This is a genomic window from Labrys sp. WJW (genome assembly GCF_001676615.1).
In the GTDB taxonomy this organism is placed as follows: Bacteria; Pseudomonadota; Alphaproteobacteria; order Rhizobiales; family Labraceae; genus Labrys; species Labrys sedimenti.
The window spans coordinates 60,505-85,483 of the sequence record NZ_LYXZ01000009.1 but is presented as its reverse complement, the minus strand read 5'-3'; the positions used below and the strand labels follow the sequence as shown (position 1 = coordinate 85,483).

At 64.2% G+C, this 24,979-nt stretch carries 13 protein-coding genes and 1 pseudogene; 5 read left to right on the top strand and 9 right to left on the bottom strand.

What is annotated here, in order from left to right; all coding sequences use genetic code 11:
• The 4 genes from BA190_RS06325 (at position 1) to BA190_RS06310 (ending at position 8,084) form a co-directional block, all read left to right on the top strand.
• Positions 1–1,971, top strand: a complete 1,971-nt coding sequence (locus tag BA190_RS06325; protein WP_068284344.1) for a MacB family efflux pump subunit — start codon at positions 1–3, stop codon at positions 1,969–1,971.
• A gap of 214 nt (positions 1,972–2,185) precedes the next feature.
• Entirely contained in the window at positions 2,186–3,403 is a 1,218-nt protein-coding gene (locus tag BA190_RS06320) for an efflux RND transporter periplasmic adaptor subunit (RefSeq protein WP_068284342.1), read from the top strand.
• A gap of 16 nt (positions 3,404–3,419) precedes the next feature.
• Positions 3,420–6,566, top strand: coding sequence for an efflux RND transporter permease subunit (locus BA190_RS06315; RefSeq protein WP_068284340.1), 3,147 nt, complete (start codon positions 3,420–3,422; stop codon positions 6,564–6,566).
• Positions 6,567–8,084 carry an efflux transporter outer membrane subunit gene (locus BA190_RS06310; RefSeq protein ID WP_082979506.1) on the top strand — a complete coding sequence of 506 codons (1,518 nt, stop codon included), beginning with the start codon at positions 6,567–6,569 and terminating at the stop codon, positions 8,082–8,084.
• A 46-nt stretch (positions 8,085–8,130) separates the two neighbouring features.
• Here BA190_RS06310 and BA190_RS06305 read toward each other — a convergent pair whose 3' ends face one another.
• From BA190_RS06305 to BA190_RS37170, 3 genes and pseudogenes are all read right to left on the bottom strand, one after another.
• Positions 8,131–8,805 carry a peroxiredoxin gene (locus tag BA190_RS06305; protein ID WP_082979505.1) on the bottom strand — a complete coding sequence of 225 codons (675 nt, stop codon included), beginning with the start codon at positions 8,803–8,805 and terminating at the stop codon, positions 8,131–8,133.
• 290 nt (positions 8,806–9,095) lie between these two features.
• Positions 9,096–12,179 (bottom strand): adenylate/guanylate cyclase domain-containing protein, encoded by a 3,084-nt coding sequence (locus tag BA190_RS06300; protein ID WP_162275059.1) that lies wholly within the window; start codon positions 12,177–12,179, stop codon positions 9,096–9,098.
• A gap of 30 nt (positions 12,180–12,209) precedes the next feature.
• Positions 12,210–12,335: pseudogene (locus tag BA190_RS37170) on the bottom strand (zinc ribbon domain-containing protein); the annotation flags it as partial.
• Between the two features lie 484 nt (positions 12,336–12,819).
• Here BA190_RS37170 and BA190_RS06295 point away from each other — a divergent pair.
• A complete protein-coding gene (locus tag BA190_RS06295; protein WP_068284335.1) occupies positions 12,820–16,020 on the top strand; it encodes a cyclic nucleotide-binding domain-containing protein in 3,201 nt (1,066 codons plus the stop codon).
• Between the two features lie 77 nt (positions 16,021–16,097).
• On the opposite strand, the gene BA190_RS06290 is transcribed toward BA190_RS06295, so the two are convergent.
• From BA190_RS06290 to tssF, 6 genes are all read right to left on the bottom strand, one after another.
• On the bottom strand, positions 16,098–16,934 hold the full coding sequence (locus BA190_RS06290; protein ID WP_068284332.1) for a peptidoglycan-binding protein: 837 nt from the start codon (positions 16,932–16,934) through the stop codon (positions 16,098–16,100).
• Positions 16,935–17,013: 79 nt separating this feature from the next.
• The gene (locus BA190_RS06285; protein WP_068284329.1) at positions 17,014–17,853 is read right to left on the bottom strand and encodes a hypothetical protein; all 840 of its coding nucleotides are present in this window, start codon (positions 17,851–17,853) and stop codon (positions 17,014–17,016) included.
• A gap of 216 nt (positions 17,854–18,069) precedes the next feature.
• A complete protein-coding gene (locus tag BA190_RS06280) occupies positions 18,070–19,149 on the bottom strand; it encodes a peptidoglycan-binding protein (protein ID WP_068284326.1) in 1,080 nt (359 codons plus the stop codon).
• Between the two features lie 96 nt (positions 19,150–19,245).
• A complete protein-coding gene (gene tssH, locus BA190_RS06275; RefSeq protein WP_068284323.1) occupies positions 19,246–21,879 on the bottom strand; it encodes a type VI secretion system ATPase TssH in 2,634 nt (877 codons plus the stop codon).
• Positions 21,880–21,881: 2 nt separating this feature from the next.
• The gene (gene tssG / locus BA190_RS06270) at positions 21,882–23,015 is read right to left on the bottom strand and encodes a type VI secretion system baseplate subunit TssG (protein ID WP_082979504.1); all 1,134 of its coding nucleotides are present in this window, start codon (positions 23,013–23,015) and stop codon (positions 21,882–21,884) included.
• Positions 23,012–24,976, bottom strand: coding sequence for a type VI secretion system baseplate subunit TssF (tssF, locus tag BA190_RS06265; protein ID WP_068284320.1), 1,965 nt, complete (start codon positions 24,974–24,976; stop codon positions 23,012–23,014). Before tssF ends, tssG begins: the two co-directional genes overlap by 4 nt.
• Positions 24,977–24,979 lie beyond the last annotated feature (3 nt).

Below are 24,979 nucleotides of genomic sequence, written 5' to 3'. Positions count from 1 at the left end.
ATGGCATCGCCCCTGATCCTGCTTCAAGGGGTGCATCGCGCCTATCCTTCAGGCGAGGGATCGGTCGTGGCACTGCACGATGTCGACCTGTCGATCGCGGCCGGTGAGATGGTCGCCATCGTCGGCACTTCCGGCTCCGGCAAGTCGACGCTGCTCAACATCCTGGGCTGCCTCGATCGGCCAAGCGGCGGCAGCTACCACGTCGCCGGCCGCGACACCGGCACGCTCACGGCGGACGAGCTTGCAGCGCTCAGGCGCGAATATTTCGGCTTCATCTTCCAGCGCTACCATTTGCTGGCGGAAATGACGGCGATCGGCAATGTCGAGATGCCGGCGATCTATACCGGCCTGCCGCCGTCGAGACGGCAGGTCCGCGCGCGAGCCCTGCTGCACCGCCTCGGCATGGCGGATCGTCTGGACCACCGCCCCACCCAACTCTCCGGCGGCCAGCAGCAGCGCGTCTCGATCGCCCGGGCCCTGATGAACGGCGCCGGCGTGATCTTCGCCGACGAGCCGACCGGCGCCCTGGACAGCACCAGCGGCGCGGAAGTGCTGCGCATCCTGGACGAACTCCACGCCGGCGGCCAGACCATCATCATCGTGACGCACGACATGGCGGTTGCCCGCCGCGCCGAGCGCATCATCGAGCTGCGAGACGGCGCGGTGGTCTCCGACCGGCCCAATCGCCGGAAACCGCAACCCGAACCGTCCACGCCCGGCACCGGGGTCGGCGGCGCGGCACGGGCGTCCACGCCGGCATGGCGCGTCCGGATCGACCAGTTCCGGGAAGCCTTCCGGATGGCGCTGCGGTCGATGAACGCCCATCGCCTGCGGACGATCCTGACCATGCTCGGCATCATCATCGGCGTTGCTTCCGTCGTCGGCGTCGTCGGACTCGGGGCGGGCACGCAGCAAAAGGTCCTGGCCGACATCAACAGCCTCGGCACCAACACGCTGGAGGTGTTTCCCGGCAAGGATTTCGGCGACGTCCGCTCCGGCAAGATCACCACGCTGGTGCTCACCGATGCCCAGGCGCTCGCCGGCCAGCCCTATGTCGCAGCCGCCTCCCCCACGGTCTCGACCAGCAAGACCCTGCGCCTGGGTTCGGTCGAAGTTACGGCCCAGGTCAATGGCGTCGGCGAGGACTATTTCGCGGTGAAGGGTACCAAGCTTGCCGCAGGCGCCTTCTTCGACGCCGACAGTGTCCGTCGCATCGCCCAGGACGTGGTGATCGACGACAATACCCGCAAGGCGCTGTTCGCCGGGGCCTCAACCAGCCCGGTCGGACGCATCATCCTGGTGGGCCAGGTACCCTGCCGCATCGTCGGCCTGACGCGCCCGCAGCAAGGCGGGTTCGGCTCGAGCGCCAACCCCTCGGTCTACCTGCCCTACACGACGGTCCAGGCCCGCTTCCTGGGCACGACCTCCCTGCGCAGCATTTCCGTGCGCGTCGTCGACGAGGCATCGACGGATCGCGCCGAGCAGGCTGTCTCCTCCCTCCTCGCCGCCAGGCACAATGCGAAGGACTTCTTCATTCTCAACACGGATGACATTCGTCGCACCATCACCAGCACCACGCAGGTCCTGACGCTCCTGGTGGCGGCGATCGCCGGCATCTCGTTGGTCGTCGGCGGCGTCGGCGTCACCAATATCATGCTGGTATCGGTATCCGAGCGCATCGCCGAAATCGGCGTGCGCATGGCCGTCGGGGCGCGCCGCAGCGACATCCTGCAGCAATTCCTGATCGAGGCCGTGCTGGTCTGCCTGATCGGCGGACTGACCGGCATCGGCCTGGCACTCGGCCTCGGGGCCGTATTCAACGCGGTCAGCACGACCTTCAGCCTGCACTATTCCCTCGCCTCCATCGCTATCGCCTTCCTGTCCTCGATGCTGATCGGCGTCGTCTTCGGCTACATGCCGGCGCGAAACGCCTCTCGCCTCGATCCCGCGACGGCGCTGGCCCGGGAATAGATCGAGGCCTCCCCTGCCCGCACAACTGCCGAACAATTCAGATCGACTGACAGCCTTTCCAGACCTTAATACGTATATTCTAGAAAGAAATTAGATGAAAATATTGAAATTACATGAAAATAATCCCAAAAATTACAAACTCAATTCAGATATATACTCAGGAATACATCGATCCGGCAGGATAGATAGGCCTGGTCCGCGCTGCCAAGACGCCATGCGCATGCTCGGTCGGGCCGGTCTCCTGTCCATCTGCATCCTGGTCACCGGCTGCCAGGAGCAACAGGGCAATCAACCACCCGCTGGCGCCGTTCGCCCCCAGGTCAGCGTGGTCACGCTCCGTCCGCGCGCCGTCGCCATCACGGCGGAGCTGCCGGGGCGCGTCGGCGCCTCGCTGACCGCCGACGTCGTGCCGCAGGTGACCGGCATCATCAAGACCCGCCTGTTCAAGGAGGGCACGGAGGTCAAGGCCGGCGACGCGCTCTACCAGATCGACCCGGCCAGCTACCAGGCGAGCTATGACAGCGCCGAGGCCACCCTGCAGAAGGACCAGGCGGCCATCCCCAGCGCCCAGGCCAAGGTCGACCGCTACCAGAACCTCATCAAGCAGAACGCCGTCAGCAGCCAGGACCTCGACGACGCCCGCGCCACGTTGGCCCAGGCCAAGGCCGATGTCGCCGCCGCCAAGGCGGCGCTGGAAACGGCACGCATCAACCTCGACTACACCACGATGAAGGCCCCGATCGGCGGCAGGGTCGATGCCTCCACCATCACCGAGGGCGCCCTGGTCAGCTCAGGCCAATCGACGGCGCTGACGACGATCCGCCAGCTCGATCCGATCAATGTCGATGTGACGGAATCGAGTGCGAACCTGTTGAACTTCCTGGAGGCGGTGAAATCGGGCCGGATCAAGACCACCGGCCCGGGCGTCTCCGTCAGGCTCAAGCTGGAGAATGGCACCACCTACGCCCATACCGGCACGCTTCGTTTCGTCGAGGCCAATGTCAGCACCACGACCGGCACCTTCACCGTCCGCGCCGAATTCCCCAATCCCGATCGGCTGCTCCTGCCGGGCATGTATGCCCGCGCCATCCTGGAGGTGGGCCTGGCCCAGAACAGCTTCCTGGTGCCGCAGAGGGCCGTCAGCCACAACACCAAGGGCGAGGCGACCGCGAGCTTCGTCGGTGGCGATGGCAAGGTCGTCCAGCGCGTCCTCTCGGTTCAGCGCAATGTCGGCAACAACTGGCTTGTCGATGCCGGTGTCTCGGATGGCGACAGGGTGATCGTCGAAGGCACCCAGCTGGTTCGGGCTGGCCAGGAGGTGGCGGCCACCGAAGTGAGCGTGGACGATGCCACCGGCGATGTCCGCCCGCTCTCCCAGAGCTCAGCCCTCGACAAGCCGTCGGACGCTTCGGCGCCCGTTCGGGCCGAATAGGGCCAGGAGCATCGCCATGTCGCGTTTCTTCATCAACCGCCCGATCTTTGCCTGGGTCATCGTCATATCGGTGATGCTCGCAGGCATCCTGGCCATCACCACCCTGCCGATCGAGCAATATCCGCAGATCGCGCCGCCTTCGGTCTCCATCAGCGCCACCTATTCGGGCGCCGACGCCCAGACCGTCGAGAACTCGGTGACCAAGGTCATCGAGCAGGGGCTCACGGGCATCGACAATCTCGACTACATCACCTCGACCTCGACCTCCTCGGGCAGCGCCTCGATCACCGTGACCTTCACCAGCGCGGCCGATCCGGACGTGGCGCAGATGCAGGTGCAGAACAAGCTGCAGCTGGTCGAGGCCCAGCTGCCGCAGACCGTCCAGAACACGGGCATCACCGTGGCCAAGGCCTCCACCGGCTTCCTCATGGTCGTCGCCTTCGTCTCCACCGACGGTAAGATGACGGCCACCGACGTGGCCGACTACGTCAAGAGCAGCCTCAACGACACACTGTCGCGCGTGGAGGGCGTCGGCACCACCCAGCTGTTCGGAGCCGGCTATGCCATGCGGATCTGGCTCGACCCGGACAAGCTCGCCAAATATGCGCTGATGCCGAGCGACGTCTCCTCGGCGATCGAAGCGCAGAACACCCAGGTTGCAGCCGGCCAGCTCGGCGACAATCCCCAGCGCAAGGGCCAGCAGCTCAACGTCACCGTGACGGCCCAGAGCCGCCTGCAGACCCCCAAGCAGTTCGAGAACATCATTCTCAAAAGCGCGAGTTCAGGCTCGATCGTCCGCCTGAACGACGTCGCAACCGTCGAGCTGGGCGCGGAAAGCTATACGAGCAACTCCAAATATAGCGGCAAGCCCTCCGCCGGCCTGGCGATCAGCCTGGCGACGGGTGCCAACGCCATCAGCACTTCGAACGCCGTCAAGGCGACGATCAACAGCCTGGCGCAGACCTTCCCGGAGGGGCTCAAGGTCTACTACCCCTATGACACCACCCCCTTCGTGCTGCTGTCGATCGAGGATGTGGTCAAGACGCTGGCGGAGGCCATCGTCCTGGTCTTCCTGGTGATGCTGCTGTTCCTGCAGAACATCCGGGCCACCATCATCCCCACCCTCGCCGTGCCGATCGTACTGCTCGGCACCTTCGGCATCCTCGCTCTGTTCGGCTATTCCATCAATACGCTGACGATGTTCGCCATGGTGCTCGCCATCGGCCTTCTCGTCGACGACGCCATCGTCGTGGTCGAGAATGTTGAGCGGGTCATGCAGGAGGAGGGCCTGGGACCACGCGAGGCGACGTTACGCTCGATGGGCGAGATTACGGGCGCCCTGATCGGCGTCGCCACGGTGCTCTCCGCCGTCTTCGTGCCGATGGCCTTCTATTCGGGCTCGGTGGGCGTGATCTATCGCCAGTTCTCGGTGACCATCGTCTCGGCCATGGTGCTCTCGGTTCTGGTGGCCCTGGTCTTCACCCCGGCGCTCTGCGCCACCATCCTCAAGCCTCCCAAGGACCACGCCACCCAGAAGGGTTTCTTCGGTCTTTTCAACCGAGGCTTCGACCGTAGCGCAACGGCCTATCGCTCTGGCGTTGCCGGCGTGCTCGCCCGGCCCTGGCGTTTCCTCTTGGTCTTCGTGGCCATCGCCGGCGGCATGTTCTTCCTGCTGGATCGCCTGCCCAGTTCCTTCCTGCCGGAGGAGGATACCGGCGTGGTGATCACCAGCGTGACCCTGCCGCCCGGCGCGACGCAGGACCGGACGGAAAAGGTGCTGGCACAGGTTACCAACCACTATCTCAAGGACGAGAAGGCCTATGTCGAGGGCGTCTTTTCCGTGGTCGGGTTCGGCTTCGGCGGTGCGGGCCAGAATGTCGGCCTCGCCTTCATCCCGCTGAAGGATTTCAGCGAACGGACGGCTCCCGACGGCAAGGCGCAGGCGATCGTCGGCCGCGCCATGAAGGCCTTCTCGCAGATCCGCGACGGCAATGTCTTCGCCCTCACGCCGCCGGCGGTTACCGGCTTCGGCAACACCGGCGGCTTCGACTTCTTCCTCCAGGACCTCAACGGCGCCGGGCACGACAAGCTCATGCAGACGCGCAACCAATTGCTCGGCATGGCGGCCAAAAGCCCCCTCATGGTCGGAACACGCCCCAATGGCCAGGAGGATACGCCGCAATATTCGGTCGCCATCGACCAGGAGAAGGCCAGCGCCCTCGACCTCAGCCTGTCCGACATCACCGCCACCTTGTCCACCGCCTGGGGCGGCACCTATGTCAACGACTTCATCGATCGCGGCCGGGTCAAGAAGGTCTATCTGCAGTCGGATGCGGATTTTCGCATGCAGCCCGAGGATCTCAGCCGCTGGTTCGTCCGCAACACCGACAGCGCGATGGTGCCCTTCTCGGCCTTCGCCACCGGCAAGTGGAGCTACGGCTCGCCGCGCCTCGAACGCTACAACGGCGCCTCCGCCGTCGAGATCCAGGGGGCTGCCGCTGCGGGGGTCAGTTCAGGCGACGCCATGAACGCGATCGATGCCATGGTGGCGCAATTGCCGCCGGGCTATCGCCACCAATGGACCGGCCTCTCCGCACAGGAGCGCCTGTCGGGCAGCCAGGCGACGCAGCTTTATCTCATCTCCGCGCTGGTGGTGTTCCTCGCGCTCGCCGCTCTCTATGAGAGCTGGTCGATCCCCTTTGCCGTGCTGCTCTCCGTGCCGCTCGGCATCTTCGGCGCGGTCCTGGCAGCCACTTGGTTCGGCCAATCCAACGACGTCTATTTCAAGGTCGGCCTGCTGACCACGATCGGACTCGCGGCCAAGAACGCCATCCTGATCGTCGAATTCGCGATGGAGCAGCAAAAGGCCGGCAAGGACCTGATCGAGGCGACGCTGGATGCTTCGCGCCAGCGACTGCGCCCGATCCTGATGACGTCCCTCGCCTTCATCCTCGGCGTGACGCCGCTTGCCGTGGCCTCAGGCGCCGGCTCGGGCAGCCAGAATTCGATCGGCATCGGCGTGATGGGCGGCATGCTCGCCGCCACCGTCCTCGGCGTCTTCTTCATCCCGCTCCTGTTCGTCGTCGTCCGGCGCCTCTTCTCGCGCCGTTCCTCGCAGACCCAGGAAAAACTCGACTCCAATTCAGCCGCAGGAGCGATGTGAATGCAGTCCCTCAATCAATCGGCGTCGGACAAGCCGGGTTCGCTCCGGTCTTGCCTGCATATCGCTACACTACTTGCCGCCACCATCGTGCTCTCCGGCTGCGCCGTGGTCGGGCCTGACTACAAGGCCCCCGGCCTCACCATGCCGTCGCGCTGGAGCGGCGCCGACGCAAGCCAGCAGCGGCGCAAGCCCGAACTTTCGCAATGGTGGCGACGCCTCAATGACCCCATCCTCAACGGCCTGATCGAGGAGGCGGTCGCCGGCAATCTCGACGTGGCCACGGCCAAGGCCAAGATCCGCGAGGCGCGCGCCAGCCGGCGTGAGGCGATCGGAGGCCTCTATCCCACGCTGAGCGGTTCGGGCGATGCCTCGCGCAGCCAGGTTGGCGGCACTTCGTCAAGCAGCGCGGGCGGCAGCAGCACCTCCAATGCCTTCAGCGCGGGCCTCGACGCCAGCTGGGAACTCGATTTGTTCGGCGCCAACCATCGCAATGTCGAGGCGGCAACTTATGGTGTCGACGCGGCCGAAGCCGATCTCAGGGCCACGCTGGTCACGCTCGTCGGCGATGTCGCGACAGCCTATGTCGATGCGCGCGGTTACCAGGCCCGCATCGCGCTGGCCCGGCGCACAGCGGCATCGCAGCGCGAGACCGCCGCGCTGACCCGCACCAAGCTCCAGGCCGGCTCGGCTTCGGCGGTCGATACCGCCAATGCCGAGGCCGAGGCTGCGTCTACGGCCGCCAACATTCCCATCTACGAGCAATCCTTCGCCCAGGACGTGCACCAGCTCAGCGTCCTGCTCGGCCGCGAGCCGTCGGCGCTGGCGGAACGCCTCAAGCGGACCGCACCCATCCCGATGCCGGGACGGGCCCTGCCTACCGGCATTCCCGCCGACATCCTCTCCTCCCGGCCCGACATCCGCACCGCCGAACGCCAGCTCGCCCAATATACGGCGAAGGTCGGCCAAGCCGAGGCCGCACTCTATCCCAGCGTCAGCCTCACAGGTTCGCTCTCGACCTCGGGCACCAAGATCGGCGACCTCGCCAAGACCTCCTCGATCAGTTGGTCGTTCGGGCCGACCTTGACCGTCCCGATCTTCCAGGGCGGCCAGTTGCGCGCGGCCGTCGAGGTCGCGCAGGCCCAGCGCGACCAGTATTTCATCGCCCTGCGCTCCGCGGTGCTGACGGCCCTGCGGGACGTCGAGGATGCGCTCGTCAATCTTGCGACCCAGCGCCGCAACGCCCAGCAACTCGGCCAGGCGGTGAAGGGCTACCAGCAGGCCGCCAGGCTCTCCCACACGCTCTACCAGGTCGGTTCGCAGAGCTTCCTCGACGTGCTCACGGCTGATCGCTCGCTCTATTCGGCGCAGGACTCCCAGCTCCAGAGCCAGGTGGCGATCACCAAATATTATATCGCCCTGGCCAAGGCGTTGGGCGGAGGATGGGACGGCGCAATCGACAGCTCGAAGCCGGCAGTGGTGGACGCCAACACCGGCCCCCATCTGGTCGGCCGGAAGTGAAGGCCGGCTCAGGACGCGTGCCGGAGCCGGGCTTCGCCCCGGGCAATCAGTGGGGCCTGCCGGCCCCATGCCCGAGCAAGGTCTTGGCCGCTGCGACGATCTCCTGGGTGGACGGGAATTTCCCAATTCCAGCCAGGCCCTCGCTGCATTCGATATGGGTCCAGCGCACGCGCCCGTCGCTGTCGATGAGAAACTGGCCCTTGAGCTGAGGCCATTGCCGTTCCATGTCGGCATGGTCGGTCGGGTTCTCGACATAGCCGTCGAGGCGAGCCAGCGCATCGGCGGCTTGCCGCACTGGCAGGGGTTCGGGCAGATCACCCGTGGGGTTGACGCGGATCTCCGCCAAGGCAGCCATCAAATCGGGCGTCGGCATCGGCTTGGGGACGCCATAGGCCCGATGCGTCGAAAGCTCCGGATCGGTGGCGATGCGCAGGCGGCTCGGGCGAAACTTGAAATAGAGGCGCGCATTTTCAAGCTCGGTGGCGACGATACCGAGCGTCTCGACCCCCAGTGCCTGCAATTGCGGGCCGGCAGCGGCCATCTGGGCGATCGATCTGCGGCAGAATGGACACCAGAGCCCGACGAACAGGGCAAGGAAGAGCGAGCTCTTGCCGCGATAATCGGCCAGCGACACCGTGCCCGACCCGTCGAGGGCGGGCAGCGAGAAATCCGGCGCAAATTCGCCCGGGGCGACCGGCACCTGTATCGGCTGCATGCTCATGCGAAACCCCTTTCATCTCGATGCGGAACGCGTTGTCGTGAAATGGTTTTTGGCTTTTTGCTCTTCGCTTCGAGGCGCTTCAGATTCAAGGGGTCTCGATCAAGTCGCAGAACGCTCAAGCCAAAATATCGCGTTGAAAAATGAGATGCCGGCTTTCGGCCGAAACGATGCAACGACAGGCAATCGAGCTAGAGCAAAGTGCGATTTCCCTAAATCGCACTCTCGCTTTAACCCTTTGTTTTGACGCGCTTTCTCAATCGAAAAGTCTGTCAACTTTTCTGGAAAACGCTTTAGCACAGAAACGGCAGAACCATCAGGGCATCCGGTTCGAGGCCGGCACGCTGACAGACCTCCTCAGACTTGGCCAAGTATAGCGCTGCTTGGTCCTGGTTCCCAGCATCCAGATGAAGCGTGCCCAGACCATCGTAGCAGGGAAACAGGAATTGCGGCTCGCCCATCTGCTCGGCCAGGCGCAAGGCTTCCTCATAGGATGCGAAGGCGAGCGCATGCTCGCCCCGGCACTGATAGATCTGGCCAAGAATGATCAGCGGCGCCGCCAGATGGTCGAGCAGGCCCAGCCGACGGTCGAGCTCGACCGCCATTTGCGCCGCCTTGACGCCCTCCGCCTCGCACCGATCCGTCAGGGCGCAATAGGCGACGGCGAGATTGGCATAGATCCGGGACTGGAAACCCAGGTCTCCCACCTTCTTGGCGGTTTCCAATCCACGCAGGCACGTCGCGATGCTGCGTTCGGGATCGAAGGTGCTGTAGAGCACGCCGAGATTGGTGTAGCCGCGGCAGGCGGCCTGCAACAGATGATGATCCTCGGCCAGCCGGACGCTACGCTCGATCTGCTCCACGGCGGCCGCCGAGCGGCCGGTGCGTGCCAGCGCCACGCCCATCGTGTTGTAAGCCTGGGCGCGTATCGCCGCGAGTTCACGCATACGATCCGGTTCGAGATCGGAATCGGCATCCCGATCCGCCTCGGCCAGCGCCCGCTCCGCCCAGTCGATCGCTCCTTCATTGTCGCCGGCACGGAAGGCCAGCCGGCCGACCTCCTGGAACAGCTGCGCACGCTCGGGCAGGTAACCTTCCTCGCCGAGCAGCGCAAGGCCGCGCATGAAACTGGCCCTGGCGCCCTCGCGATCGCCCGCCTCCCAATGCAGGCCGCCGATCTTGCGCTGGAGCCGGGCCGCGCCCGCCTGGTCGCCTGCGGCTTCGAGTGCCTGGCGCACCGCCTCATAGTGACCCGCTGCTTCGGTTCGCCGCTCTGTCAATGCCAGGAGATCTGCCAGCCGTTCCCGCGTGGAACGGATATCGCTCTCGCTACCGCGGCACTCGGCCAATGTGCGAAGGGCCTGCTCATAGTGCCGGATCGCATCCTCGTTGGCGTAGGCAGCGCGGGCCCTGTCGCCCGCCGCCATGAGATAGCGTGCACCCTTGGCCTTGTCGAAGCTCAGGCTCCAGTGATGCCCCAGCGCTTCGAGATCGCTCAGTCTTTCGGGGCGACTGCCCACGGCATGCTCAAGCGCTCGACCCGCCCGCTCATGCAGCTCTGTGCGGCGGGAGAGGAGCAGATTGTGATAGACGGCTTCGTGAATAAGCGCATGGGTGAAGCGATGGCTCCCGCCCTCACCGCCGAGACGGCAGACGAGACCGACCTCGGCCAGGCGCTGGAGTGCAGCGCCGACAGCGGCCGGTTCCGCGGCGACATCGCTGAGAAGGGCTTGTTCGAACGCCATGCCGAGCACGGCCGCCGCATACAGCACGCGCCGCTCTCCGGCGGCCAGGCCGTCGACGCGCGAGAGCAGCAGCCCCTGCAGGGTCGGCGGCACCTCCTCGGCGTCGAACGGAGCCGCGCGGATCCAGCGATCGCCCTCCCTTTTGAGGATCCCCCTGGCCACGAGGCTGCGAACGATCTCCTCCACGAAGAGAGGGTTGCCGCCCGCCCGCCGGGCGACGAAGGCCCGGATATCCTCGAGCGCATCGCCATCGGCCTCACCGAAAAGCGCACCGACGAAGGTCCGCGTCTCATCCGCGGAGAGCGGGCCGAGGTGAAGGCTCGACTGCGAGGCCCGCGCGAGGCGCAAGGACGGCCCACCAGGGCGATGCGACAGCACGATCATCAAGCGCCGGTCGGCGAGATGATCGGCTACGTCACACAGGAGGTCCACCGAGGCCGCGTCGGCCCAATGGCGGTCTTCGACGACGATGAGAAGATGCCCCTGATCCAAGCGCCGGTCGATCAGCATGCGTGCAGCAAGCGCAATCTGGCGTTTCACCTGTTCCGGCGAGAGGTCGCCCGGCGTCTCGCCCTCCACGCCCAGCATATAGTTCAGGACTGGCGCTACGGCCTCCGCCATGTCGGCCTCGGCGCCGAGCGCGACGAGGCCTGCGGCCAGTTTCAGGCCCGCGACCTCGAGCGTATCGTCCCGGTGCACGCGATAGGCTTCGCGGAACAAGGCAGAGAAGACGCCATAGGCGGGCTCGCCGAGATAGGAGCAGGCGGCACGGCGGATAGCGCCACCGGCAAGCTTTCCTTGCGCTTCGAGCGTGGCGAGGAATTCGGCGATCAGCCTCGACTTGCCGGAGCCGGCCTCCCCCACGAGATTGACGACCTGGGCCGAGCCGGCCTGCATCTGGTCGAAGAGCGCGACGAGCCGTGCCAGTTCCTCGTCGCGGCCGACCATCCGGCTTTCCAGCCCGTGTCCGGCCAGCCCTCGTCCTGAAGCCGGCGCGGCCAACCGCCCGGTCAACCGAAAGGCTGCCACCGGCGTCGCCTTCCCGCGCAAGGTGAGGCCGGGCACGGGCTCGAAGCCGAAACGGTGCTGGGTCAGCGCCTGGGTTGCCCCGGAGACCAGGATGGTGCCCGAAGCCGCCGCCAGCAGGCGGGCCGTCGTATTGACCGTATCGCCGGTCACCGCATAGCTGGCCCCGGCGGCCTGGCCGAGATGACCGGCCACGACGAGACCGGTATGGATGCCGATATGGAGGCTCACCGGCTGGCCGAGGCGCCCGGCCCAGCATTCGTCGAGCCGAGCCGCCTCGACGGTCATGTCCAGCGCTGCGTCGAGAGCCCGCTCCGGGTCGTCCTCATGGGCCAGGGGCGCGCCGAACACGGCCAGCACCGCATCGCCGACGAACTTCTCCACGAAGCCCTGATAATGCGCCACCACATTCGCCAGCGTTTCGAACAGGGCGTTCTGGAAGGCCCGGACGTCCTCCGGATCGAGCCGCTCCGCAAGGGCGGTAAAGCTGGAGACGTCGGCGAAAAGCACCGTCACCTGCCGCCGGTCCGCCTCGAGACGATCGGGTATCCCGGTCGATACAACCGCATCGACAACGGGCACGGGTGCAATGTCGGCGGCAGGCATGCCGGACCCGCGGGCCGTCCCGCAGCGCGGGCAAAAGGCGAAACCCGGCTCGCAGGCAAAACCGCAATTCGCACAGGGTATTGGCTGCGCCCGCCCGCAATGCGGACAAAACGCAAAGTCCGATGCCAGTTCCAGACCGCAACCCGTACACGCCATGGAACGATCCGCCGCAGGTGAAACGAGCGTCCCACCCTGCCTTCGGCCGCAAGCCCGGCCTCGGCTCCGATGGATCGGACGTCGTCAGCGGAAGACAACCCATCTTCCTGCTCCAAAGGCAGGATTTTACTCACTTTTTTCGATCTTGGGCAGCCCATACCTGCACAGCAGGCTTCGTATTTGTCATGGCCTGCAGTGGCCGGCACCAGCCTGTCCGACGATCGTCCGGTCATGGCATGGGAAGTTCGATCCGAGGGAGCGGACGGGGCCAAGCGACAGAGTTCGAGCATTGATTCCTGCTTCCTTCGGAAGAGGTAGATACAATTGCCGATAGGCCCGCTAGAAATTTGAAATGCCCCAACGCATAAGATAAATTCAATATAATCATTTGCTTACTTGCATTTTCGACTTCGGACGACACTTGAAAAGCGTCGATCGAATTGTGGGTGCTGTCGGTACGAGGTTCCCGGTGAAGCGAGTATTCATGGCGACCACATCGTCCGGCGGGCCGGCCCGAAAATCTTCCGAACCGGCAGCGGCCGGCAAAGGGCTGCCACCCCTGTTTTCCTACATCTGGCAGAACAGCCGTCGGCAGCAGATCGTCATTCTCATCGTCGTGCTCGCGTCCCTGCCCTTCTACTTTCTGTCGCTCGACCTGCCACGCAGCATCGTCAACGACGCCATCCAGGGACGCGCTTTCCAGCATGGCGTCACCGAGGCTCCGCTTTTCGCCTTCAACCTGGCCCTACCGGCCTTCCTGGGAGGCGGCACCCTGCACTATCCCGGCATGACGTTCTCCCGCATCGCCTATCTGATGGTGCTGAGTTGTGTGTTCATGCTGCTGGTGCTGATCAACGGTGCCTTTCGCTATGTCATCAACATGCAGAAGGGCAAGCTCGGCGAGGACCTGCTGCGGCGCCTGCGTCTCGATCTCTTCAACCTGCTGCTGCGCTTCCGGCCGGAGGCGGTGCGCAATGTCCGCTCGGCCGAAGTCGCCACCATCATCCGCGACGAGGTCGAGCCCATCGGCGGCTTCGTCGGCGATGCCTATATCCAGCCTGCCTTCCTCGGCAGCCAGGCGCTCACCGCCCTCGGCTTCATCCTTTTGCAAAGCCCCCTTCTCGGCCTCCTGGCTGCTGCGATGGTGCTGGTGCAGGGTGCGGTCATCCCGCGTCTGCGGCGCGAGCAGCTCAGGCTCGGCCGCCAGCGCCAGGCACGTTCGCGCTCGCTTGCCGGTCATATCGGCGAGATCGTCGACGGCATAGGAGAGGTCAGCAATCACGGCACGGCTGCCTATGAACGGCAGAAGATCTCCGGCCTGCTCGATGAACTGTTCTGGATCCGTTATCGGCTCTACGGCCGAAAGTTCATGGTGAAATTCATCAATTCCGTGCTGGCACAGGTGACGCCCTTCCTGTTCTACGCGCTGGGAGGGTATTTCGCCCTGCGCGGCTCCCTCGACATCGGCCAGCTCGTGGCGGTGATCGCCGCCTATCGCGACCTGCCGCCGCCCATCAAGGAACTGATCGACTGGGACCAGCAGCGCCAGGATGTCGAGGTCAAATATGAGCAGATCCTGGAACAGTTCTCCCTGGCCGAATTGCCCGAGTTCGCCGGCGAGGCACCGGACCTGGCTGCCGGCAGTGCCATCGCGATCGAAGCATTGAGAGTACGCGCGCCGAGCGGCGACGTCCTGCTCGACAATGCCAATCTGGTCTTGCCCCTGGGTGCGCATGTCCTGCTGACCGGATCACGAGGCGAAGGCTTCGTCACCCTGGCCCAGCTTCTCGCACGGCGCCTGACGGAATTCGACGGCAGGGTACGCCTTGCCGGGCAGGATCTCGCTGCCTTCTCTCCGGGCTGGGTCGGGGAGAGCCTTGGATATCTCGGCCCCGACTGCGCCGTTTTCGGGCGTTCGCTTCGCGAGAACATCGTCTACAGCCTGCGCAGTCCGCCCGTGGAGCAAGATCCGCCGCTGGCCGATCCAGGAAGCCATCACCCCGGCCATGGACCTGGCACCCATGGGGAAGCGGAAATTGCAGCCCCATCCCTCGATTTGCGCAGGGCCGGTGCCGCCAATGCCGGGGAACTCGACGACATGATCGTCACCCTGCTGCGCGAGATCGGCCTGGCGGACGCCATCTACGGCTTCGGGCTCTCGCGGAAATTCGACGCCGAACCCGATCATGATCTCGCCCAACGCCTCATCGACTGCCGCCGACGCCTCGTCCAGGAACTCGAGGAAACCCATCTGGCAGACCTAATCGAGCCTTTCGATCCGGCCCGCTTCAACCGCTACGCCACCATCGGCGAGAATCTGTTCTTCGGCGTCCCGGTCGCCGAGGGTGCCATCGAGACACTGATCGAGGATACGGAAATTGCCGCGTTGCTCGCTGAAGGAGGGCTCGACGACAGTCTCATCGCCTTGGGACTGAAGGTCGCCGCAACCATGGTGGAAATCTTCTCGCAGATCTCCAGCGATCACGCCGTGTTCGAGCGTTTCTCCTTCATCTCCTCGAGCGACCTGCCGCGCTTTGCCGAGATTGCTTCCCGCGCCGGTACCCGCGGCACCGGCGCACTCGCTCATCCGGAATGCCGATCCCTGCTCCTGCTGGCACTCCACTATGTCGAGACCCGCCATCGGCTCGGACTGCTGACGGGCGCGCTCACCGAGGAGATCGTGCGAGCCCGCGGACGGATCATGGCGCTCGATCCCGCCCGGTTCGCCCGGATGCTGGAATTCCATGCTCCCGACCGGCTGTGTCCCGCCGCGCCGCTACGCGACAACCTCCTGTTCGGGCGTATCGACCATGCCATGGCACACGCTGAGGAACGGGTCATGGTCACGTTGCGCAAGGTCGTACAGGATTGCGGTCTCGAGCCGGTCATCTATCAACTCGGCCTCGACCAGAAGGCCGGTCCTGGCGGGCGCTTGCTGTCTGCGACCCATCGATGCGCCCTGGCCCTGGCCCGCTGCCTCATCAAGCGCCCGAAAATTCTCATCCTCGACCAGCTCGACCTGATGTTTCCCGAGGGCGAGCGCGCCACCATCCTGGAGGTGGCAAAGCGGCGCATGGCGGGCCGCACGCTCATCGTCGCCATGCGCGATACCACGGTGCGCGACTCGTTCGATATCGTGGTCACCACCCGCGGCAACCGCATTGAATCGGTGTCGAAACCCTCCGCGCCTTCGACCGTCGAGGAAGCAGGATCGGAGACGCCGATCGAGGAACTGGCCGAGATCCAGGCCCTGCGCGACGTGCCGATGTTCGCGGCTCTCGACACGCCGCGCCTGAAGCTGATCGCCTTCACCTGCGAACGCATCTCTTTCGAAAAGGACCAGGTCCTGTTCCGTCAGGGAGACATAGCCGATGCGGCCTATATCATCCTCTCGGGAACCGCCGATGCCTTCATGGAACTGGCGGACGAAAGGCTCCACCTTTCCAGTACCGAGCGCCATTCCATCATCGGCGAGATGGGTCTGATCAGCGGCGCGCCTCGTTCGGCCACCATCGTGGCGGCCACCGAAATCACGGCCCTGAAGATCGAAAAGGACATCTTCCTCAATCTCATTGCCGAACTGCCCTCAGTCGCGCTCGTGGTGATGCGCGACCAGGTAAGGCGGCTGATTCTTGCCGAGGAACGCCTCACCCGCTTGCTGCAACGCGAGCCGACGTCTTCCTGAATTACGCCTGGGAGCGCGGCCATCCTTGTCCAAAAGTCAGCTTCTTGGCCGCTCGATGCCGCTCCGCCCCGCTCGCATCACACCGCGCGGCAGACCGGCGAGCTGCGGATTTGCTTCAGCTGTTTTTCGGTCAGCGCCAATGGCGTCGCCCCGTTGCTCGATGTTGCGAACATCAGGTTGCGCGTACTGCCCGAATGTACCGGCGCGAAGGAACTCGTCAGCATCACATGCCCGATCTCGTGCGCCGGATCCCAGCGCGAGCAATCATGCGTGACGGCGCAGGCCGGCTTGCCGGTGGCATGGCCGCCGCAGCCCAATACGTTGTTCTCCTGGAACCGGTTGACGAAGAACAGCTTCACATCATTGTTGGGGACGGGGGTTCCGAGCGCGTGAAGTTCCGCGAACTCACCCGAATCCATCTGCCAGGTACAGTTCTGGCCCACCACGTTGAAGCGGTTTTCTTCCTCCGGCGTCAGGCCGAGCGACTCGCCGGAAGCGAAGAAGATCTCGATGCCATATTGGGCATAGACAGCCTGGGCGCTCGACAGGATGCGCTCGAACGGCACGTCGCTCAGGGCCAACGAGCGGAAATGCACCCGCACGCGATGCTTGAAGCCGCCGATCTGCTTGTCGATCTCCCGGATCGTCGCCTGTCCCAGCTTGCCATCGTCAGCGAGAGGGGGGTTGCGCCGCTGGAACGCCTTCACCACCGTCTCCGTCTCAATGCCATAGACGCCATCGGGGCTGTAATCCTGGCTCTGGGTCGAAACCGGCATGGCGAAGCCGAGATCGATCAAGGCCATCTGCAGGAGATGGACATGACGGCCGGACATGCCGCGCAGCAGGACATCGTTGCCGGCCTCGATGCGCTGCAGAGAGGGTTCATTCTTGAAACGAACTGATGTCAAAGCCATGATGGCTTTCCTTCTCGCTGTCTGCTTGACGATGTTTCCGAACAATTCCAAGCACTATCCAGGTCTTCGACATGGCAGATCAGGACCATCCGTGCGGCTCTTCATCATTCGGGCGCTTGAAGATGTATCTGAAGGAATCAACCGGCTTGACGTTGCTTCTGGCTGCCCAGCCGATGCCATAGGCCTTTTCCGGCCCCTGGACGATGGAATAGGCCTTCGCCTCCTTCGAATAGTGGACTTCCTCGCCGCCATACCAGCCCCATTCGACCAGCTGGATGTTCGCTGTCGAACCACTGACGGTGCAGGAGTCGATCAGGGCGATATGCTCATAGGGTGAGGCAGCACAATGGGTGACGACCACATCGCCCTGCTGGATATCCTCGATCCTGGTCCGACGCCGGGCGGTCGAGGCATAGGCATCGATGGAGGCCGAGGGGCTGCCGCCATAATAGTTGCCGACCAGCCCATTGCAGTCGAGCGTGATGAAATCCGTCGCATAGGCCTGGGCCGTCGCCCGGGCGCAGGGCTGTCCCGCAACATCCTTGCCAGTGCCGATACGGCCGATCGCATAAGCGAGGCGGAGCGTGTCGATGATCTCGTCGGGGCTGCCCTTGCCGACAAAGGCCTGGATGAAGGTGGTGGCGTAGAAGTCCTCGGTCGGCTGGATCAGGCCGAGCGGCTGCTGGTCGAAGAAGAACTTGGTCCCGCACGGCTTGTTGACATTGCCATGGTGGGCCATCCGGAGCGCCGCCGTGAAGGCGGCATGCTCGCGCTGCATCACCTGGCCGGTGCCGGCCTTGCCGTTTCGGAAGTCCCAGCCCGAACCGTACATGCTGATACCAGCCGAGATCAGCTCATTGTTGAGCGGGCTGTAGAACTTCAGATAGGTGTATCGATCCAGATATTCTTTTGGTGTCACATCGCCCCCTCTGCCTTCGATGGACTGAAAAAATACTTCCAGTTCAACTATGCGCACTTGAATATATCTATCTACTTCTGATCTTACTCTCCACGGCACCAACAGCACATCCTGCGAATAAGGGATGGCGGCGGCGTGGTCGGTGTCGCGCAGGACGCCTTACGAATTCCAGGCCATATCGCCATCATGTCGAACTGTGGCGGTACCAAGCGGCCATCAGGTGCCACAGCCGTTGTTTCGATTCTGCCTGGGCAGATAAGCGGGTTGCATCGCGACGATGAACCATTCGTAGCAATAGGGGTTCATCAGGGCTTCCTCCGAGGAGGTCACGTTTGGATCGCCCAGATGGGGCGTCACGCAGAAGGGATTGTCCCCCGTACCTGGATGCCCGTTTGCGCGAAAGATCGTATGGCAACGCTCGTGAGCCACGGTCACTGCCCTATCATCCTGCGTTGGCATGATCTGCTCGTCGAAATAGTGGCGTGTGAAGCGGACGGTCTCGTCCTTTGGATTGCGCGCATCGACAAAGGCGGCAAAGAAGCTCAGGGGCGAACCGCGAAAGGTTCCCATCGTGTAGAATTCGCGTCTGAACGGGCGGTCCAGGCTTGCCTGCAGGTTGGCGTAATTCTCCAACAGGATGGAGAAACTGAGCTGATCGGAGATATCGCCGGCCTGCTCCGGCAGCCCCTTGAAGCCTGAGAATTCCCGGGTCAGTCGTTGCACGACATCCGCTGGCGCGGGCAAATCGTCTTCCCGGAAAGAGTTGATGTGGAAGACGTTGAGTATCTTTAATTTCGTCTCATAGTAAAGGTAGTTGCGCGGCATGATAACCAAGCCACCGTCCTTGCCTATCCCGCCAACCAGACGAAGCCTCGCGACCACGTTGGCTACCATGACCTTGGCTCGGGCAATATCGTCCTTGACCAACGCCTTCTGGTCGTCCTTGAAGAAGAAATAGTCCGGATCGTCCTTTTCCTTTTCAACGAGTTCGCCGTCGATCTTTGCCATCGTCATCTTGCCAACGATGGCATCCGGGCTTTGTTGATAGGTGTGGTTGATGACTTCCTTGCCCTTGCGCGATTTGTAGGCCTTCACCGTCTTCTCGGTGGTCTCGCCATATTTGGCATCGCTCAGTTCGGCACGTTCGATATTTGCCTCATCGAACAACTGCATGAGGGCACGCTGAACCTTGGATACGTGCTCGCCCGACGCACCGCGCAGGATATGGGCCGGATCGGAAACCGCCGCCGCCTCAAGCCTGCTGTCGCCACCGAAGCTTTTCGACTGTAATGCCATCGCCTCCTCCTGGACTTCTCTAGAGGTGCCTGTATCCGACCGGCCTGGTGCATCGCTGGTCTGGCTGAGGATTCTTAGGTGGCAGAGACCCGCCGATTAACGCACTGCATAAGAGAACTCCCCGCTCTCCACTTCCACCCTCGCCTCCTCGATCTGCGTTCCAGCAATCGCCTTGCCGAGAATCTGCTGGGACAGCGCCGGCAACAGCGTGTTGGTGACGATGTTGTCGACCATGCGCCCGCCGGAATCGGGGTCGTTGCACTGGGAGACGATCTTCTCGACCACGGCATCGTCATAGCTGAACCTGGCGCCGTGATTGTCGCGGATGCGCTTGCCGATGCGATCGAGCTGCAGGCGTACGATGGCGCCCAGCATGTCGCCGGACAGCGGGTAATAGGGGATGGTGACGATGCGCCCGAGCAGGGCCGGCGGGAAGACATCGAGGAGATGCGGCTTCAGGTCGACCGCGAGCGCCTCAGGCTCGGGCTTCTCGGCGCCACGGGCCGCAGCCGCCATGATCATGTCGGTGCCGGCATTGGTGGTGAGGATGATCAGCGTGTTCCTGAAATCGATGCGCCGGCCCGAACCGTCCTCCATCACGCCCTTGTCGAAGACCTGGAAGAAGATCTCATGCACGTCGGGATGGGCCTTTTCCACCTCGTCGAGCAGCACCACGCTATAGGGCCGGCGGCGCACGGCCTCGGTGAGCCGGCCGCCCTCGCCATAACCGACATAGCCGGGCGGCGCCCCCTTCAGGGTGGAGACCGTATGCGCCTCCTGGAATTCCGACATGTTGATGGTGATCATGTTCTGCTCGCCGCCGTAAAGCGCCTCGGCAAGCGCCAGCGCCGTCTCCGTCTTGCCAACGCCGGAGGGGCCGGCAAGCATGAAGACGCCGATGGGCTTGTCGGGATTGTCGAGCTTGGCGCGGTTGGTCTGGATGCGCCGGGCGATCATCTTCAGGCCGTGGTCCTGGCCGACCACGCGCCTGGCCAGGATGTCGCCGAGATTGAGGATGGTCTCGACCTCGTCCTTGACCATGCGGCCGACCGGAATGCCGGTCCAGTCCGACACCACCGAGGCCACGGGCTGCTCGTCGACATAGGGATAGACCATGCGCTTTTCGGGATCGATGGCGGCGAGGTCCGCCATGATACTGGCGAGCTTGCCGCGGGCAGCATCGGCACCCTCGCCGCCCTCGGCGATGTCCCGGCGCGCGGCCATCAGCTCGGCGACGATGGCCTTCTCCTCGCCCCAGGCCTTCTCCAGCGCCGCCAGCTTGTCCCTGGCGGCGGCGATAGTCTCCGTCACCTCGCCGATGCGCTTCTCGTCGGCGTTGCCGACATCGCGCTCACGCTCCAGGGCCTTCAGTTCACGCTCACTGGCCTCAATGGCGACGCGTACATCCTCGACAGCAGCCGGCGTGGCGTTCTGCGACACCGCCACGCGCGCGGCAGCGGTATCGAGCAGGCTGACCGCCTTGTCCGGCAGCTGGCGCGATGGAATGTAGCGGCTCGACAGCTTGACGGCGGCGACCACGGCGGCTTCCGAGATATGGACGTTGTGGTGCTTTTCCATCGGCGCCAGCAGGCCACGCATCATGTTGCAGCATTGCTCGATGCCGGGCTCGCCGACATTGATCGGCTGAAAACGGCGGGTCAGCGCCGGATCCTTCTCGATGTGCTGGCGGTATTCCGACCAGGTCGTCGCCGCGATCGTCCTCAAGGTGCCCCGGGCGAGCGCAGGCTTGAGCAGGTTGGCGGCGTCACCCGTGCCGGCCGCACCGCCGGCGCCGATCAGCGTATGCGCCTCGTCGATGAACAGGATGATCGGTATCGCCGAGGCCTGGACCTGGTCGATCACCGAGCGCAGGCGCTGCTCGAACTCGCCCTTCATCGAGGCCCCGGCCTGCATCAGGCCGATATCGAGTGCGTAGAGCTTGTTGCCCTTGAGCGGAGGCGGCACGTCGCCGGCCGCGATGCGCTGGGCAAAGCCTTCGACTACCGCCGTCTTGCCGACACCGGCTTCGCCAGTGAGGATGGGATTGTTCTGCCGCCGGCGCATCAGCACATCGACGACTTGGCGGATCTCCTCGTCACGGCCGACGATGGGATCCATCGTGCCGCCGGCGGCACGCTCGGTGAGGTCGACGGCGTAGCGATCGAGCGCAGAGGTGCCCTTGGCGGCAGGACCGGCCTCGCCGCCCGTCCCCTTGGCAACCGGACCCGAACCATCCATCGGGCGCATGTTCTCTTCGGCCGACTGCCGCCAGATCTTGCGATGCTCGTTGGTGAGCTGCTCCACGTCGATCAGGCGGAACTGCTTGGACAGGCCATTGAGCGTGCGCGCCAGGCGCGGTTCCTTCAGGATGGCGGTGAGCACATGTCCGGTGCGCACCTGGGTTTCGCCGAACATCAGGGTGGCATAGTTCCAGCCCTGGCTGAGTGCGTCGAAAATATCGTCGGAGAAGCCCGGCAGCTCGGTCTTGTTCATGGCAAAGCCGGCGGTGACGGCACTGAGATCGGCCGAGAGCCGGCCGGCATCGAGCTTGAAATGAGTGATCGTCAGGGCCAGGTCGCTGCGGTCGGCCTGCAGCACCGCCTGCAGCCAATGCGCCAGCTCCAGATTGCGGTTGCCCGCCCCCTGCGCCAGGCGGAAGGCCTGCATGAAGCTGTCATAGCCGAGCGGATTGAGCTTGCCGGTGAGGACTTCGAGGCTGACATCGGCCATGGCTACGACCCTTTTTTCGGTTTGCGACGCCGCTCGGCGCGGATCTCGGCGGGATGGAAATGGCAGTCCCAGCGCATGCGATCGGATGCGGGATCGGTGGCGCCCTTCCTGCCCATCCAGCAGGTCCATCCAAGACGGCCGAAACCGCCGAGCTGAGCGGGTTTGGTCTTGCTTTCCGCCAGGCCGAATTCGACGTCGTAGATGAAGGTCTCACCGAGATAGAAGCGGATGATGTCGGCCAGGGGCTCGAAATGAAGGCCATCGGGCAGGAAGGTCTCCAGCTCGTCGAGGTTGGCGACTTCCAGCCTGATGCGGAACTTGTCCTTGAGGCTGTAGGCCGAGCGGCCGATGATACTGTCGACGCCAAGCGCACAACTGCCCGCCGCCAGCACGGCCTGTTCGCGCGCCTCGAGCGGCAGCCAGACCCCAACGAATTCCTGCACCTCAACCTTGGCATCGAACAGCCAGCCGAGCATGCCCTCGATGCGCGAGGCGCTCTTGATCGCCGGTGCCATCAGGCCGGCCAGCGCCAGCTTGGAGAAATCATGGAGCTGGCCGCGCCCGCGCATGGCCGGCGTGCCGATGCCGATCATGGCACCGAGATAGGTGAGGAACTGGTTTTCGTCAGGCCGGTCCGCCTGCACCGCCGGCCGGGCATTGGCCCAGGCCCGGAAGAACAATTGCTGGAAGCGATTGTTGAAGACGTCGAGGAAACGCGCGAAGGCCACGTCGCGCATATTGGCCCAGTGCGTCGCTTCATAGCTGGTGTGCAGCGGTAGAGCGCCCTGCGGCCCCAGCAATCCAAGGAAGCGGCTCTCCACCTCGGCAGGACCTTGCTGCGAAGGGGCAACGCGGCTGACGTTGCCGTCGGAAAAATCGATGTGGGGCTGCTGGCTCAGCCTCGCGACGGCCTCGGCCGAGGAAGCGCTTTCGCCGATGCGCGGCTTGGTGCCTGCCAGATGTTCGAGGCGGCGCAGAAGATCAAGGAAATCACGACTTCCCTGCTCCTGGGCAAAGGGCGATTTATCGGAATCGCCCTTTTTATCCAACTCGTTGCCTTGAAGCGTTTTCTCGACCGAAAAGTCTATCGACTTTTCGGGAGGACGCTCCTGCGGAAGGTCGGGAGGCGTGCTCATAGCTGCTGCCGCCGCCCGAGCTGCGCCGGCCAGCGCATGATCTCGCCGCGTTCGGTCGAGCGGATCACGGTCTCGACCACGTTGTTCAGGCCGACGAATTCGGTGAGAAAACGATCGAGGATGGCGCCGATGAGGAAGATGCCGCTGCCTTCGAAATGCTTTTCGTCCAGCGTAACCGAGACCTCCAGGCCACGTACGACGCCCGCGCCGGTGCGCTGGCGGATGCGCCGGGTGATCGGCCTGCTGTCGACGGCAATGACGCCCTGGATGCGTCGTTCGATGGCTGCGCTGCCGCGCGTGGCGAAAAGCGAGAGCATTTCGCGCAGCGACGCTGCCGAATCCCGCGTCCCGTAGCCGGACAATCCGAGATGATTGAGGCTCAGCATGCTGATCAGCCGCCAGGCCGAGGTGCCGCCTGCCCCGTGCTGGCTGCGTGCCTCCGGATCGGTGGCGATGGAATCGCGCGGCAGGGTCGGCCCGACCACGCAGTCCACCCTTAGCGTCGTCTTGTCTTCGAGAATGAAATCGGCGCCCCCCTGCCCGATCGGCAGATGTTCGGTGAGATGGCGGTTGGAACACAGCGCCCGCAGGCTGAGTTCGGCGACATGGAGGCCATCGGGCCTGTCGCGGTGGTTTGTGAGCGTGACGAACATGTCGCTGCCGACATATTGCGTCGGCTGCGCATTGCGCCGCTCCTCCTGCGAGCGGCGGCGCGGCAGGCGCCGCACGGTATAGAACATCGTCTGGGTGGCGGAGACCCCAAGCGGCGGCGCGGCGTAGAGCGGATAGACTTCCATCTTGTCGGCGCTGCCGGTGACATGGGCATGCATCCTGATCAGGCGGTGGGCCTCGAAATCGAGATGACGCGAGCGATCGGTGACGACATGATATTCGTGCTCATTGTCCTTCACGGGGACTCGCGCCAGCTGCATCTCGAAAAGGTTGGAAGCAGCGGCGGCGTAGAGGGCGAAGCTGTCGGCCCTCACCACGGACTGCAACCGGCTGTCGCCCTGGCTGAAGGCGATGACGATATCACAGCGATTGGTGCGGATCGCCGACAGGACAGGTTTGAGATTGGTGAGCTTGAAGCCGAGGAATTTCGCCGGCAGCACGAAATATTCGCGCAGGAGATCGAAGCCCCTGAACACCCGCCGGTCGGATGGAAACAGCGGTTCGTCCGGCGCAAAGCCGATCTGGGCCAGGCAGCTCTTGGGCAGCGGCACGATGACAGGATCGCCGGCCTCGTCGAGATAGCGGACATAGATGCCGGTAGTGGCACCAAAGAGCTGCTCGTAAAGCCTGACGGCGTCGCCTTCCTGGCCGATGATGTGGAAGGTCAGCTCATCGGTCCGGCAATTGGCGAACCAGCAATCGGGCCGCTGTGCTACCTGCTTGTCGACGGGCTCGGTGAGGCGGTCGGCGGCGGAGCGCCGCAGCAGGGAAAGCCTGAGGCCCGCCTGGCTGGCGGGGCCGGCCTCGATGCCGAGGGCCTGCAGCGTCGCCGGCCCGCTCAGGAATTCGGCCTGGCCGAGCTCGAACGGCCATAGGGTGATCTCGCTGGCGAGACGGTATTTGCAGGCAATCCGGCGCTCGCGCTCGACGAAGCGCGCATCGGCATAGGAGCCCGCGGCGATCTTCATGCCGTCCTTGAGATTGGGGTCGCCATAGGGCGGATCCACCCGCAGCAGTGCGGCCGATGGCACCGGCGCCAGATAATCGGGCACGAGCTGGTCGAGCAGATTGTCGGTGAACTCGGCATATTCATGCTTGAGCTTGAGCTGCACGCGGGAGGCCAGATAGGCGGTGCCTTCGAGCAGCCCCGCAATCATCGGGTCCGTGTTGTTCTCCAAAAGCCCGCCCAGGCGCTCGGCCACGCCGGGAAATTCGGCCGCGAACTGCCTGGCTTCCTCCTTGAGAATGCCAAGTTCACGATTGTAGAGCTCGAGAAATTCACGGTTCATGGC

Coding starts and splice junctions, on each gene's coding strand:
- BA190_RS06325 (WP_068284344.1), top strand. CDS start 1: ATGGCATCGCCCCTGATCCTGCTTCAAGGGGTGCATCGCGCCTATCCT.
- BA190_RS06320 (WP_068284342.1), top strand. CDS start 2,186: ATGCGCATGCTCGGTCGGGCCGGTCTCCTGTCCATCTGCATCCTGGTC.
- BA190_RS06315 (WP_068284340.1), top strand. CDS start 3,420: ATGTCGCGTTTCTTCATCAACCGCCCGATCTTTGCCTGGGTCATCGTC.
- BA190_RS06310 (WP_082979506.1), top strand. CDS start 6,567: ATGCAGTCCCTCAATCAATCGGCGTCGGACAAGCCGGGTTCGCTCCGG.
- BA190_RS06305 (WP_082979505.1), bottom strand. CDS start 8,805: ATGAGCATGCAGCCGATACAGGTGCCGGTCGCCCCGGGCGAATTTGCG.
- BA190_RS06300 (WP_162275059.1), bottom strand. CDS start 12,179: ATGCCTGCCGCCGACATTGCACCCGTGCCCGTTGTCGATGCGGTTGTA.
- BA190_RS06295 (WP_068284335.1), top strand. CDS start 12,820: ATGGCGACCACATCGTCCGGCGGGCCGGCCCGAAAATCTTCCGAACCG.
- BA190_RS06290 (WP_068284332.1), bottom strand. CDS start 16,934: ATGGCTTTGACATCAGTTCGTTTCAAGAATGAACCCTCTCTGCAGCGC.
- BA190_RS06280 (WP_068284326.1), bottom strand. CDS start 19,149: ATGGCATTACAGTCGAAAAGCTTCGGTGGCGACAGCAGGCTTGAGGCG.
- tssH (WP_068284323.1), bottom strand. CDS start 21,879: ATGGCCGATGTCAGCCTCGAAGTCCTCACCGGCAAGCTCAATCCGCTC.
- tssG (WP_082979504.1), bottom strand. CDS start 23,015: ATGAGCACGCCTCCCGACCTTCCGCAGGAGCGTCCTCCCGAAAAGTCG.
- tssF (WP_068284320.1), bottom strand. CDS start 24,976: ATGAACCGTGAATTTCTCGAGCTCTACAATCGTGAACTTGGCATTCTC.